The 14,295-nt window shown below is 69.9% G+C and carries 11 protein-coding genes; 10 read left to right on the top strand and 1 reads right to left on the bottom strand.

Annotated features, from left to right (window positions below; translation table 11 throughout):
- Positions 1-232: 232 nt before the first annotated feature.
- From EGT67_RS01755 to mutM, 10 genes are all read left to right on the top strand, one after another.
- On the top strand, positions 233-1,918 hold the full coding sequence (locus EGT67_RS01755) for a DAK2 domain-containing protein (RefSeq protein WP_164877458.1): 1,686 nt from the start codon (positions 233-235) through the stop codon (positions 1,916-1,918).
- Positions 1,919-1,970: 52 nt separating this feature from the next.
- Complete coding sequence (gene recG / locus EGT67_RS01750; protein WP_127914730.1) at positions 1,971-4,226, top strand: ATP-dependent DNA helicase RecG; 2,256 nt, start codon at positions 1,971-1,973, stop codon at positions 4,224-4,226.
- A 198-nt stretch (positions 4,227-4,424) separates the two neighbouring features.
- Positions 4,425-7,832: a pyruvate carboxylase gene (locus EGT67_RS01745; protein WP_127914307.1), complete on the top strand. Its 3,408-nt coding sequence runs from the start codon at positions 4,425-4,427 to the stop codon at positions 7,830-7,832.
- Positions 7,833-7,859: 27 nt separating this feature from the next.
- On the top strand, positions 7,860-8,426 hold the full coding sequence (rsmD, locus tag EGT67_RS01740; protein WP_127914306.1) for a 16S rRNA (guanine(966)-N(2))-methyltransferase RsmD: 567 nt from the start codon (positions 7,860-7,862) through the stop codon (positions 8,424-8,426).
- Entirely contained in the window at positions 8,423-8,917 is a 495-nt protein-coding gene (gene coaD / locus EGT67_RS01735) for a pantetheine-phosphate adenylyltransferase (protein ID WP_127914305.1), read from the top strand. The genes rsmD and coaD overlap by 4 nt, the downstream gene beginning before the upstream one ends.
- A gap of 94 nt (positions 8,918-9,011) precedes the next feature.
- The gene (locus EGT67_RS01730; RefSeq protein ID WP_127914304.1) at positions 9,012-9,767 is read left to right on the top strand and encodes a DivIVA domain-containing protein; all 756 of its coding nucleotides are present in this window, start codon (positions 9,012-9,014) and stop codon (positions 9,765-9,767) included.
- A 95-nt stretch (positions 9,768-9,862) separates the two neighbouring features.
- On the top strand, positions 9,863-10,480 hold the full coding sequence (locus EGT67_RS01725; RefSeq protein WP_241565847.1) for a YceD family protein: 618 nt from the start codon (positions 9,863-9,865) through the stop codon (positions 10,478-10,480).
- Positions 10,481-10,482: 2 nt separating this feature from the next.
- Positions 10,483-10,665: a 50S ribosomal protein L32 gene (rpmF, locus tag EGT67_RS01720; protein WP_081880878.1), complete on the top strand. Its 183-nt coding sequence runs from the start codon at positions 10,483-10,485 to the stop codon at positions 10,663-10,665.
- Positions 10,666-10,681: 16 nt separating this feature from the next.
- Positions 10,682-11,461 (top strand): ribonuclease III, encoded by a 780-nt coding sequence (gene rnc / locus EGT67_RS01715; protein WP_127914303.1) that lies wholly within the window; start codon positions 10,682-10,684, stop codon positions 11,459-11,461.
- Between the two features lie 24 nt (positions 11,462-11,485).
- A complete protein-coding gene (gene mutM, locus EGT67_RS01710; RefSeq protein ID WP_127914302.1) occupies positions 11,486-12,352 on the top strand; it encodes a bifunctional DNA-formamidopyrimidine glycosylase/DNA-(apurinic or apyrimidinic site) lyase in 867 nt (288 codons plus the stop codon).
- 412 nt (positions 12,353-12,764) lie between these two features.
- On the opposite strand, the gene pdxR is transcribed toward mutM, so the two are convergent.
- Positions 12,765-14,252 carry a MocR-like pyridoxine biosynthesis transcription factor PdxR gene (pdxR, locus tag EGT67_RS01705; RefSeq protein WP_127914301.1) on the bottom strand — a complete coding sequence of 496 codons (1,488 nt, stop codon included), beginning with the start codon at positions 14,250-14,252 and terminating at the stop codon, positions 12,765-12,767.
- Positions 14,253-14,295 lie beyond the last annotated feature (43 nt).

The following is a 14,295-nucleotide window of genomic DNA, read 5'->3' as shown; positions in this document are numbered from 1 at the left end:
AACCCAGCAAGGGTAACCGCTTCCGCCTCGATTGGCCAAATCACCGATCCGGTGACGGAAATGGGCCCCCTGGATCGCTCCGAAGGACCCGCCGACCCTACCTTTCGGCCGCGGTGCGGGAACGGGGGGCTGTCCGGGTGTCCCGCTAGGCTTGCCTGGCCGGGATCGGCGGACCTCTCCGAGGTGCCGGACCCGGTGGTCGTGCGAGGTCGGCGCAGGAGAGGACAGGCGAGTGCTCGAGGTCCCGGAGACGGTGGACGGCCAGGCGCTGCACCGGTGGGCCCTCGCGTGCGTCGCCGGCCTCGAGAAGCACTGCGACGAGATCAACGACCTCAATGTCTTTCCCGTACCGGACGCCGACACCGGCACGAATCTGCTGGCGACCATGCGCTCCGCGGTCCGGTCGGTGGGATCCGCCGGCGGGCGTCTAGCGGACTCGGTGTCCTCGGCCTCAGTCGTCGCCCACGCGCTCGCGCGCGGTGCGGTGTCGGGCGCCCGCGGGAACTCGGGGGCGATCCTGTCCCAGGTGCTGCGTGGTTTCGCCCGCGGGATCGCCGAATCCTCGGACACCGAAGTCCTCCACGCCGCGACCCTGCGGTCGGCGTTGCGGCACGCGACCGATCTGGCACTCGAGGCGGTGAGCGTGCCGATGGAGGGAACCATCGTCACGGTCCTCGCCGCCGCAGCCGACGCCGCCGATGCGAGCGCGCCGGACACATCGCTGGTCGGCCTCGTCCAGGTGGCGGCCGACGCGGCGTCCACGGCGCTGCTGCGAACGCCGACGCAACTCGACGTGCTCGGGGCGGCCGGCGTGGTCGACGCGGGCGGTCGCGGTCTGGTCGTGATCCTCGACGCCCTCGTCGAGGTCGTCACCGGTCGTGCCCCCGAACGTGCGCCGGTGCCGGCGCGGCGCGGGGAGTCGACGACGGAATCGGGTCACGTCTGTGCGGCGCCGCACACCGTCCACGAGGTGTCCGGTCAGGACTACGAGGTGATGTACCTCGTCGCGGACAGCGACGAGGACCGCATCGCATCGCTGCGGTCGCACCTGTGCGATCTGGGCGACTCGGTCGTCATCGTCAGCGACGGCGGCGACTACTCCGACGACTCGGCGAAGTCGTCCGCCACCTGGTCGGTCCACGTGCACTGCGCGGACGCGGGCGCGGCGGTCGAGGCCGGTCTCGCGGCCGGGCGGCTGTCCGATGTCCGGATCACCTGCTTCGTGCTCGACGCGGTGCGGACCGCGGCGGTCTCCGGGAGCGGGCCGCGGGCCGTCCTGTCGGTGGTCGAGGGCGAGGGTGCGGCCGAACTGTTCGCGCAGGAGGGTGCGCACGTGCTGCGGTCCGACGGTGCGATCACCCCCGCCCAGTTGCTCGCGGCGATCCGGGGCACCGGCCGGCGCGAGGTGATGGTGCTGCCCAACGGCGCTCTGCCGGCGCAGGATCTGGTCGCGGTCGGCGCGCAGGCCCGCGCCGACGACCGCGAGGTGGTGTTCCTGCCGAGTTCGTCGACGGTGCAGGCACTGTCCGCGATCGCCGTGCACGACGCCGACCGGATCGCGGTGGACGACGCGTTCTCGATGTCGGAGGCCGCCGCCGCGACCCGGTGGGGATCGCTGCGGATCGCGGACGAGCGTGCGCTCACCTACGTGGGGACCTGCGAACCGGGGGACGGGCTGGGCCTCGTCGGACACGAGGTCGTGGTGATCGAACCGGACGTCGCGGCGGCGGGGTGCCGTCTCGTGGACCTCGTGCTGGGGGCCGGCGGCGAGCTGGTGACGATCCTGCTGGGTGCGAAGGCTGCGGACGATCTGGGGGAGCGCCTGTCCGCGTACATCGCGTCGCGGCACCCGGGCGTCGAGGTGATGGTCTATCGCGGCGGGCAGAGCCGTGACCTGTTGCAGTTCGGAGTCGAGTAGAGAGCGGATGGATGGCGACAGTATCGACGGGACGCGTGACGGGACCGCTCACATGGCGACGCTGAACGACCGACTCGACCACCTGCTGGGCGCGAAGACGGCCGATGCGCTCGTCGACGCGTTCGACATCCACACGGTCGAGGACCTGCTGCGGCATTACCCGCACCGGTATGCCGCGCAGGGGCGGGAGCTGACCGAGAAGGAGCCCGAGGAGGGCTCGCACGTCACGATCATCGCGCGGGTCGTCAAGGCCGACGTGGTGAACATGAAGAGCCGGCGAGGCCAGATGCTCAAGGTGGTGCTCGCCGCCGAGTCGCAGAGCGTCGACGTCACGTTCTTCAACCCGCACAAGGTCAAGCACGCGGTACGGAAGGGTGTCCGGGCCATGTTCTCGGGCACGGTCAAGTACTTCCGCGGCAAGTGGAGCCTGACGCATCCGAGCTATCTGATCCTGCCGGAGCCGACCGAGGGGGAGGACCCCGTCGTCTCCATGGCGCACGTCCAGGGCGCGGGCGCGCTCGCCGGCATGGCCCGCGCCACCCAGGACTCGGGGGCCGGCGTGGACATGTCGATCTTCGACCGCGAACTGATCCCGCTGTACCCGGCGACCCGCGAGGTCGAGAGCTGGACCCTGCTGCGGTGCGTGCGGCAGGTGCTCGACCAACTCGACACCGTCGACGACCCGCTGCCGCCCGAGGTGCGCGACGAGCACGGCCTGATCGGCCTGGACGAGGCACTGCGCCTGGTGCACCTGCCCGACACCCGGGACGACATCGGCCGGGCACAGGAACGGCTGCGTTTCGACGAGGCTGCTGCACTGCAGTTGGTGCTCGCCAAGCGGCGGCGGGACATCGCGGTGCGGGTGGCGCCGCAGTGCACGCCCAAGCCGGACGGCATCGCCGCCGCATTCGACGCGATGCTGCCGTTCGAATTGACGGACGGCCAGAAGGAAGTCGCAGAGGAGATCGCGAGTGATCTCTCCCGACCCCACCCGATGAACCGGCTGTTGCAGGGCGAGGTGGGTTCCGGCAAGACGATCGTCGCGCTGCGGGCGATGCTGCAGGCGGTCGACGCCGGATACCAGTGCGCGCTCCTGGCGCCGACGGAAGTGCTCGCGGCGCAGCATGCCCGCTCGTTGCGGGAGATGCTGGGTCCGCTCGGCGCGGCCGGCGAACTCGGGGCGGCGGAGCCGGCGACGAAGGTGACGCTGCTGACCGGGTCGATGTCGACCAAGGCCCGGCGGGCCGCGCTCCTGGACATCGTGACCGGAGACGCCGGCATCGTCATCGGTACGCACGCGCTCATCCAGGAGAACGTGGAGTTCTTCGACCTCGGGTTCGTCGTGGTCGACGAGCAGCACCGGTTCGGCGTCGAACAGCGCGACGAGCTGCGCAATCGGGCCAAGGAGGGGCTGAGCCCGCACCTGCTCGTCATGACCGCCACCCCGATCCCGCGCACGATCGCGATGACGGTGCTCGGCGACCTGGAGACGTCGACGCTGCGGCAGTTGCCGCAGGGCCGCGCGCCGATCGTGAGCAAGGTCGTCGCGGCCCGTCAGACCCCGCAGTGGGTCGCGCGGGCCTGGGAGCGGATCAGGGAGGAGGTCGCGGCCGGCAGGCAGGCGTACGTGGTGTGCTCGCGGATCGGCGACGGCGACAGCGATGCCGAACTGATCAAGGCCGGCAAGGAGCCGCCGGAGACGAAATCCGCGGTCGACCTGTTCGACGAACTGCGGTCGGGTCCCATGCACGATCTGCGGCTCGGCCTGCTGCACGGCCGGCTGCCGTCCGACGAGAAGGACGCGGTGATGCGCGACTTCACGGCCGGGGCGATCGATGTCGTGGTGTGCACCACGGTCGTCGAGGTGGGTGTGAACGTCCCGAACGCCACGGTGATGGTGCTCGTCGACGCGGACCGCTTCGGGGTGAGCCAGCTGCACCAGCTCCGCGGCCGCGTGGGCCGGGGCAGCCACCAGGGGCTGTGCATCCTGATCACCGACATGATGCCCGGCTCGTCGGCGTTCGAGCGGCTCACCGCCGTGGCGGGCACCAACGACGGTTTCGAACTGGCGCAGCTGGATCTGCAGCAGCGCCGGGAGGGCGACGTCCTGGGCTCGGCGCAGTCGGGCAGTGCCACGACCCTCCGGCTGCTGTCGCTGCTCGAGCACGAGGACGTGATCGCGGCGGCGCAGGAGTTCGCCCGCAGCGTCACCGAGACCGATCCGGATCTGGCCGAGCATCCCGGGCTCGCGGCGATGGTGGCCGCGGCGCTCGACTCCGAGAAGATCGAATTCCTGGAGAAGTCCTAGCCGGGTACGAGCCGCCGGATCGGTCTCGAAGCACCGGCTCCGAACCGCTCCGGGCGGTCTGTGCAGGGCACTTCTTCCCCGGTTTGCAAACTTGCCAATTTCGCATGTCAGAGCGGCTGTTTGTGAAGGTTGCGAAGCATTCCGCATCGTGGGACGTTGCGCTCACGGCGGTGTGCGCGGCAAGGTACTTTGCTTCCCATGTTCACCAAAGTCCTCGTCGCCAACCGCGGCGAAATCGCGATCCGCGCCTTCCGTGCCGCCTACGAACTGGGCGCCGGAACGGTTGCGGTGTTCCCGTACGAAGATCGCAACTCGGTGCACCGTCTCAAGGCCGACGAGTCCTACCAGATCGGTGAGGTCGGACATCCGGTGCGCGCGTATTTGTCGGTGGAGGAGATCGTCTCGGCGGCCGAGCGGGCCGGTGCCGACGCGATCTACCCCGGCTACGGGTTCCTGTCGGAGAACCCGGATCTGGCCGCGGCCTGTGAGGCGAAGGGCCTCACGTTCGTCGGCCCGTCGGCCGAGGTGCTCGAGCTGACCGGTAACAAGGCGCGGGCGATCGCCGCGGCGAAGGCCGCCGGGCTGCCGGTGCTGGCGTCGTCGGAGCCGTCCTCGGACGTCGAGGCGCTGCTGGCAGCGGCCGAGGACATGGAGTTCCCCGTCTTCGTCAAGGCGGTCGCGGGTGGCGGCGGGCGCGGCATGCGCCGGGTCGCCGAGCGGTCGGCGCTGCGGGAGTCGATCGAGGCGGCCTCGCGGGAGGCGGAGTCCGCGTTCGGTGATCCGACGGTGTTCCTCGAGCAGGCCGTCGTCGATCCGCGGCACATCGAGGTGCAGATCCTCGCCGACGGCGAGGGCAACGTGATCCACCTGTTCGAGCGGGACTGCTCGGTGCAGCGCCGGCACCAGAAGGTGATCGAGCTCGCGCCCGCCCCGAATCTCGATCCGGCGCTGCGCGACCGGATCTGCGCCGACGCCGTGGCGTTCGCCAAGCAGATCGGTTACCGGTGCGCGGGCACGGTCGAGTTCCTTCTCGACACCCGCGGCAACCACGTCTTCATCGAGATGAACCCGCGTATCCAGGTGGAGCACACGGTCACCGAGGAGATCACCGACGTCGACCTGGTGCAGGCGCAGCTGCGGATCGCATCGGGCGAGACGCTGGCCGATCTCGGGCTGTCGCAGGACGCGATCACGATCCGCGGCGCCGCGCTGCAGTGCCGCATCACCACCGAGGACCCGGCCAACGGCTTCCGCCCCGACACCGGCCGGATCACCGCGTACCGCACCCCGGGTGGTGCCGGTGTGCGCCTCGACGGCGGTGCGAACCTCGGCGCCGAGGTGGGCGCCCACTTCGACTCGATGCTCGTCAAGCTCACCTGCCGTGGGCGCGATCTCGAGGCGGCCGTCGCCCGCGCCCGCCGCGCGGTCACCGAGTTCCGCATCCGCGGTGTCGCCACGAACATCCCGTTCCTGCAGGCGGTTCTGGACGACGCCGACTTCCGCGCGGGACGCGTGACGACGTCGTTCATCGAGCAGCGTCCCGAGTTGCTGACGCTGCGCAGCTCGGCCGACCGCGGCACCAAGATCCTCAGCTACCTCGCCGACGTGACGGTCAACAAGCCGCACGGCGAGCGGCCCACGGCGGTGTACCCGCACGACAAGCTGCCCAAGATCGATCTCGACGTCGCCCCGCCGGACGGATCCCGGCAGCGGCTGCTCGCCCTCGGGCCCGAGGGCTTCGCGAAGGCGCTGCGCGAGCAGAAGGCGCTCGCCGTCACCGACACCACGTTCCGCGACGCGCACCAGTCGCTGCTCGCGACCCGCGTGCGGACGTCGGGCCTGCTCGACGTCGCCGGCCACGTCGCCCGGATGACCCCCGAGTTGCTGTCGCTCGAGGCGTGGGGCGGCGCCACCTACGACGTGGCACTGCGCTTCCTGCACGAGGATCCGTGGTACCGCCTGGCGGCGCTGCGTGAGGCCGTGCCGAACATCAACCTGCAGATGCTGCTCCGCGGTCGCAACACCGTCGGCTACACCCCGTACCCGGAGAAGGTCACCCGCGCGTTCGTCGAGGAGGCCGCGGCGACGGGTATCGACATCTTCCGTATCTTCGACGCCCTCAACAACGTCGACCAGATGCGTCCTGCGATCGAGGCGGTCCGAGAGACCGGCACGACGATCGCCGAGGTCGCGATGTCGTACACCGGGGACCTGGCCAACCCGAACGAGAAGCTCTACACCCTCGACTACTACCTGCGCCTCGCGGAGGAGATCGTCGAGGCCGGTGCCCACATCCTCGCGATCAAGGACATGGCCGGTCTGCTGCGGGCCCCCGCGGCCGCGAAGCTGGTCTCGGCGCTGCGCAGCAACTTCGACCTGCCCGTGCACGTGCACACCCACGACACCCCCGGCGGCCAGCTCGCCACCTACCTGGCTGCGTGGCACGCCGGTGCCGACGCGGTCGACGGTGCCGCGGCGCCGCTCGCCGGCACCACCAGCCAGCCGGCGCTGTCGGCGATCGTCGCGGCGGCCGCGCACAGCGAGTTCGACACCGGCATCGACCTTCAGGCCGTGTGCGACCTCGAGCCGTACTGGGAGGCGCTGCGAAAGGTGTACGCGCCGTTCGAGTCCGGCATCCCCGCGCCGACCGGACGCGTGTACACGCACGAGATCCCCGGCGGTCAGCTGTCGAACCTGCGCCAGCAGGCCATCGCGCTCGGCCTCGGTGACCGCTTCGAGGAGGTCGAGGCCAAGTACGCCGCCGCCGACCGCATGCTCGGACGCCTCGTCAAGGTCACCCCGTCGTCCAAGGTCGTCGGCGACCTCGCGCTGCACATGGTCGGCTCCGACGTCGCGGCCGACGAATTCGCCGCGGATCCCGCCAAGTTCGACATCCCCGATTCCGTCGTCGGATTCCTGCGCGGCGAGCTGGGCACCCCGGCCGGCGGTTGGCCGGAGCCGTTCCGCAGCAAGGCCCTCGAGGGCCGCGGCCCGGCCAAGCCGGAGACGCCGCTGACCGTGGAGGACGAGAAGGGACTCTCGGGTACGGCCAAGGAACGTCAGGCCACGCTCAACCGACTGCTGTTCCCCGGACCCACAAGGGAATTCGAGGAGCACCGGGAGAAGTACGGCGACACCTCCCAGCTGTCGGCGAACCAGTTCTTCTACGGTCTGCGACGTAGCGAGGAGCACCGGGTCAAGCTCGGCAAGGGCGTCGAGCTGCTCATCGGGCTCGAGGCGATCTCCGAGCCCGACGAGCGCGGCTACCGGACGGTGATGTGCATCCTCAACGGTCAGTTGCGGCCGGTGTCGGTGCGGGACCGGTCGATCGCGAGCGAGGTGCCGGCGGCCGAGAAGGCGGACAAGAACAACCCGGCCCACATCCCGGCACCGTTCGCCGGCGTCGTCACGCTGGTCGTCACCGAGGGCCAGCACGTCTCGGCCGGCGACACCGTCGCGACGATCGAGGCGATGAAGATGGAGGCGGCGATCACAGCACCGCGCAGCGGTATCGTCACGCGCGTTGCCATCGGCGGTACCTCGCAGGTCGAGGGCGGCGATCTCCTGGCCGTCGTGTCGACGAGGGAGACCGCCGGCAACGAGTGAGAACCAGCGAGTGACAGGACTTACAGCGTGACAAGAATCGTCGCCGGCCGTGCCGGAGGCAGGCGTTTGAAGGTGCCCGCAAGCGGGACCCGGCCGACGTCCGACCGAGTCCGCGAGGCCCTGTTCAGCTCGCTCGACAGTCGCATCGACCTCGAGGGCGCCGCAGTGCTCGACCTGTACGCAGGTTCCGGCGCCCTCGGGCTCGAGGCCCTGTCCCGTGGCGCCGAACACGTGCTGCTCGTCGAATCCGACGCCAAGGCCGCCGCCGTCATCAAACAGAACGTGACGGCGGTCGGCCTGCCCGGGGCGAGCGTGCGCACGGCACCCGTCGCGGCGGTCGTCGGCGCCGCCGCCGAACGCGAATTCGACGTCGTGCTGGCCGATCCGCCGTACGCGGTCACCGAGGAATCGGTGACCGCGGCGCTCACCGCGCTCCTGGCGAACGGCTGGGTGGGGGAGGGCTCCGTCGTGGTGGTGGAACGGTCGTCGCGCTCGCCCGAGACGACGTGGCCCGACGGCATGCGGGCCGAGCGCGTCAAGCGCTACGGCGAGACCAGAATCGAGGTCGCCACCTGCTACGGTCTGGACTCATGACTGGCGCCGTCTGCCCCGGATCCTTCGACCCTGTGACCAACGGTCACCTCGACGTGATCGGACGCGCCGCGGCGCTGTTCGACGAGGTCGTCGTCACCGTGATGATCAACAAGAACAAGCGCGGTCTGTTCACCGTCGACGAGCGCATCGAGATGCTCGAGGACGCCACCAGCCACCTGTCCAACGTGCGGGTCGCGGCCTGGCACGGGCTGCTCGTGGATTACGCGAAGTCGCAGGGGATCACGGCCATCGTGAAGGGCCTGCGCGGCGCCAACGACTTCGACTACGAGCTGCAGATGGCGCAGATGAACCAGAAGCTCTCGGGTGTCGACACCCTCTTCATTCCCACCAACCCCACCTACAGCTTCCTGTCGAGCTCGCTGGTCAAGGAGGTCGCGACGTTCGGCGGCGACGTCGCCGACATGGTGCCGGAGAAGGTCCATGCGCGGCTGACGGCGCGGCTCGCCGAACGGGCCGCGGAGAACGCCTGATCCGACACACCGGCCGCGGCGACGGCCAGGCCGGGGTGACTGGGGCAGACTGGATGCCAGCACCGACGATGGCAACTGACGATTGGGGTTGTGCGTGTACCGGGTATTCGAGGCACTCGACGAGCTTGTCGCGATAGTCGAGGAGGCGCGGGGCGTACCGATGACCGCCGGGTGCGTCGTTCCGCGTGGCGACGTCCTCGAGCTTCTCGACGATGTGCGGGACGCGATTCCGGGTGAGCTGGACGATGCGCAGGACGTTCTCGACCACCGCGACAAGCTGGTGGGCGACGCGCGTCAGAACGCGGAGCAGACGGTCTCGCGCGCGAACGCGGAGGCGCACGAGACGATCACCGACTCGCGGGAGAACGCCGACCGCATCCTCGCCGACGCCAAGGCGCAGGCCGACCGGATGGTCGCCGAGGCGCGCTCGCATGCCGAGCAGTTGGTTCACGACGCTCGCGCGGAAGCCGACGCGACCGTCGCGGACGGGCAGCGGGAGTACGACGCGGTGACGTCGCGCGCCCGCGCCGAGTCGGACCGGATGATCGAGTCGGGCAAGGCGTCGTACGAGCGGTCCGTCGCGGACGGTATCGCCGAGCAGGAGCGACTGGTGTCGCAGGCCGAGGTGGTCCAGGCCGCCAACGCGGAGTCGGCGCGCGTGATCGACGCCGCCCACGCCGAGTCGGATCGTCTGCGTTCGGAGTGCGACCTGTACGTCGACACCAAGCTCGCCGAGTTCGAGGACTTCCTGAACGGCACCATCCGCTCGGTGGGCCGGGGTCGTCAGCAGTTGCGGACGGGCACCGGCGTTCCGGACTACGACGCCGGCTACGGCGACCGTCGGCGTTAGGCCGCGGCAGCGGTCGCTGCCGATTTCCGTCCCGGCCACTCCATCGCGTACCGTGGAGTGGTTGCCCGTTCCATGTCTTCTGAAAGAGAACTCCGGTGTCATCCCATCGCCACAAGTCCTCGCGCCCGACGCGCGACGAGGGTTTCGTGCTCGACACGCTCTCCCTGGGACGGCGTCCCGGTTCGATGCGTACGGTGTCGCGGGTTGTCCCGGCTCCCTCCCGGATCGGTCTCGACCTCGTCGCGATCGAAGAGGGCACGGACGTGGAATTCGATCTTCGGCTCGAGGCCGTGTCCGAGGGTGTCCTCGTGACCGGATCCGTTCGTGCGGACACGGTGGGCGAGTGCTCGCGGTGCCTCGAACCGTTCGACGGCTCGGTGAGCCTTCACCTCACGGAACTGTTCGCGTACCCGGACAGTGCCACCGAGGAGACCACCGAGGAGGACGAGATCTACCGGATCGTGGACGACGAGATCGACCTCGAACCGGTGATCGTCGATGCGGTCGGACTGGAGCTTCCGCTCCAGCCGTTGTGCAGCGACGACTGTGAAGGATTGTGTCCCGAATGCGGCATTCGCCTGGCGATTGCGGAATCCGGGCACGGTCATGAAATAATGGATCCTCGCTGGGCTGGGCTCGCAGCCAAATTCGGTGCAGGATCCGACGCCAGCAATGCAACTGCTGATGCCAGCAAGATCAACGAGGAGAAGTAGACGTGGCTGTTCCCAAGCGCAGAATGTCGCGGTCCAACACGAGGTCGCGGCGGAGCCAGTGGAAGACCACTGCGCCCACCCTCATCACCTGCCCGAACCGTGGCTGCGGCGAGAAGACGCTGCCCCACGTTGCGTGCCCGTCGTGCGGCACCTACAAGGGCCGTCAGGTTACCGCTGCGGTCTAGTCTGCTCAGTCGCGCTGTGACCAGCAAAAAAAGCAATACAGCACACGCCGGCGGCGAGGAAGATCACGGATCGCTCCTCGCCGCCCTTGGCGTACCTCTCACGGAGGATCTGCTGACGCTCGCGTTGACCCACCGCTCGTACGCGTACGAGCACGGCGGGTTGCCGACCAACGAGCGACTCGAGTTCCTCGGTGACTCGGTTCTGGGCCTGACCATCACCGAACGGCTGTATCTCGCGCACCCGGAGAAGTCCGAAGGTGAACTCGCGAAGATCCGCGCCAGCATCGTGAACATGCACGCGCTGGCCGAAGTCGCTCGCGGTCTCGGTCCCGGTGGGCTCGGTGCCCACCTGTTGCTCGGCAAGGGCGAGGAGATGACCGGTGGGCGCGACAAGCCCAGCATTCTCGCCGACGGCATGGAGTCGCTCCTCGGTGCGATCCACCTCCAGCACGGCATCGACACCGCCCGCACGGTGGTGCTCGATCTGTTCGCCGATCTCCTCACGCGTGCCCCGAAGCTCGGTGCCGGCCTGGACTGGAAGACCAGCCTCCAGGAACTGACCGCCGAGCGTGGCGTCGGTGTCCCCGTGTACGAGATCACCGCGACCGGGCCCGACCACGACAAGGAGTTCACCGCGACGGTTCTCGTCGGCGGGAGCGCCCTGGGCGTCGGTGTCGGCCGCTCCAAGAAGGAAGCCGAGCAGAAGGCCGCCAGCACCGCCTGGAGCGCGCTGTCGGAGGCCTCCGCGGCGTCCGAGCCCGTGACCGAGGCCGACGCGCCGGTCGTCGAGCAGTAAGACCCCGGCGAAGCGAGACGTCCCGTGCCCGAGCTACCCGAGGTCGAGGTCGTCCGACGCGGCCTCGAGGCGCACGTCGTCGGCCGTGTGATCGACACGGTCGACGTCCTGCATCCGCGTGCGGTGCGTCGGCATCTTCCCGGTTCGATCGACCTGGCCCGTCGGCTCGAGGGGCGGACGATCGCGTCCGCCGAGCGTCGGGGCAAGTATCTGTGGCTCGTTCTCGAACCCGACGACGTCGCGCTCGTCGTGCACCTCGGGATGAGCGGGCAGATGCTCGTGCAGGATCCGGCGGTCGCCGACGAGAAGCACCTGCGGATCCGGGCGCGGCTCGACTCGGGTACCGACCTACGTTTCGTCGACCAGCGGACCTTCGGCGGGTGGGCCCTCGCGGACCTCGTCACCGTCGACGGCACGGTCGTGCCCGACTCGGTCGCGCACATTGCGCGCGATCCCCTCGATCCGCGATTCGATCCCGACGCGGTCGTGAAAGTCCTGCGCGGCAAGCAGACCGAGATCAAGCGCGCACTCCTCGACCAGACCGTGGTCTCGGGAGTGGGCAACATCTACGCCGACGAAGCGTTGTGGCGCGCCGAGATTCACGGCAACCGGCCGACCGACAAGCTCAGCGGCCCGCGCCTGCACAGGCTTCTGGTCGCCGTCGAGGCCGTGATGCAGGAGGCCCTCGCGCAGGGCGGAACCTCGTTCGACGCCCTGTACGTCAACGTCAACGGGCAGTCCGGGTACTTCGACCGGTCGCTGGCCGCGTACGGGCAGGAGGACCTGCCGTGCCAGCGGTGCGGGGCGCCGATCCGGCGGGAGAAGTTCATGAACCGCTCGTCGTACAGCTGCCCCAAGTGCCAGCCGCGGCCGCGCCTCGTCCGGGGCTGAGCATGCCCCTGACCGAGTCGCAGCTCTCCGAGTTGCCCGAAGGTTGGTGCGCGACCGAGCGGCCCAGTGAAGAATCCGACGTCTCGCACTCCGGGATCGCACAGGAAGTCGCCGTGGAAGTGTCACCCGGGCATCCGCTGTTCGGGGTGGCTCTCGAGGTGGTGGCGCACGATGTCGCCTTCGACGACGTCCTCTGCCGGCACGGAGGATCCCGAACGCTTCACCGAGCTGCATTTGACCTGGGCGGGGCGGGCCGAGAGTTTCGGTCTGCCCTCGATCGAGTGCGACGGCGGATGGGCCGATTTCCTTCGGCTGCAACAGGCGATATCCGCCGCGGTCGACTCTGCCGCCGAGGAGGAGCGACTCGGCCTACGGGACCCGATGACGGAAGCGGGCACACCGTCCCGACCGATCATCGTGCGAGCCCCGGCCCGTGGACTCGGCTCCGAGCCGGGTCGGTGACGGTCCCGACTCGCTCACGGATGACGTCGGCGATCAGCCGCGCGACGGCGTCGGCCTGCGATTCGGGCAGTCGCGCGTAGCCACACAGCAATCCGCGTGGGCCGGCATCTCCGGCACGGTAGGCGTCGAGGCCCCGGACGATCGCACCGCGGCGCCCGATCTCGTGCGCGAGTCCCGCGTCGTCGATTCCGTCCGGCAGATGCACCGCGAGGTGCAGTCCCGCCTCGACCCCCGCGAGCGCGACGTCCGGATGGTGTCGGCGGAGCGCATCGACGAAGGCCTGCCGCCGGGCCGTGTAGGTCCGGGCCGCCCGCGCCAGATGCCTGGTGAGCGAACCTGATTCGATGAACCGGGCGAACGCGTCCGTCGTGACCGCGGACACGGTCTCGCCGCTGATCTCGAGTGCCTCGCGTACCCGGGGCAGGAGCGGCGCCGGGGGAACCATCCAGGCCAGTCGTAGCGACGGCGAGATGATCTTGGACGCCGTGCCCAGGTACGCGACCGTGTCGCGGCCGCCGTCGACGGACCGCAGCGCCGGCAGAGCCGCCACGCCGTAACGGAATTCGCCGTCGTAGTCGTCCTCGACGACGAGGCGTCCGGCATCGGCCGACGAGGCGATCAGCCGTGCCCGGCGATCGACCGACATGCGTCCGCCCATCGGATACTGGTGCGCCGGCGTGCAGTACACGGCCGCATCCGTGGGGCGCAGGCTGTCTGGATCGAGTCCGTCGCCGTCCACCGGGACCGCCCGGACCCGGACTCCGCCGGCCTCGAGGACGCGGCGGGCCCGGGCGTAACCGGGATCCTCGAACGCGACCGGGCGGCCGGCGAGATCGGCTGCGGCGACGAGGGTCCGGAGCGCGGAGAGAACACCGGGAACGATCACGATCTCGTCGGCGGACGCGACGATCCCACGGGTGCGGCGGAGGTGGTCGGCCAGCGCCGACCGAAGCCGAAGATGGAGGTCCGGGCTCGGCGCCTCGTTCGGCAGGTCCCCGGAAATCGTTGCTCGCCAAGAGGATCGCCAGTCCCGCGGAGAGACGAGATCGGTGTCGGGATAGCCGGGAGACAGGTCGAACGTGGCCGGCCGCGTCGCCGTCGGGGTGGTCGCCGGCACGGTGTCGGGGGCCGCGACATGCGGGCGGACGCCCGCCCGGGCGGCGCCGGCGGCGCCGGTCGCCACGCGGGTACCGGCCCCGGGGCGCGTGACGACGTAGCCAGCGGCGGCGAGTTCGTCGTAGGCGTCGACCACCGCACCCCGCCCGACCCCGAGTTCGGTCGCCAAGGCCCGGGTGGCGGGCAGGAGATCCCCGGCGTCCAGATGGCCGTCACGCAGGGCGGCCACTATCGCCGCCGCGATCCGCCGCCGCAGGGGTTCGCCGTCGTCGGGCAGGTTGAGATGCACGTGCAGGGTCGACGCGGGCCGGGTCCGAGGCATCCCGCGAGAATACTGGTCTCCGTGTTCTGTCGATTCCGGATCT

It is taken from the genome of Prescottella agglutinans (assembly GCF_004011865.1).
Lineage (GTDB): Bacteria > Actinomycetota > Actinomycetes > Mycobacteriales > Mycobacteriaceae > Prescottella > Prescottella agglutinans.
This window is presented reverse-complemented; position numbering and strand designations above follow the sequence as displayed.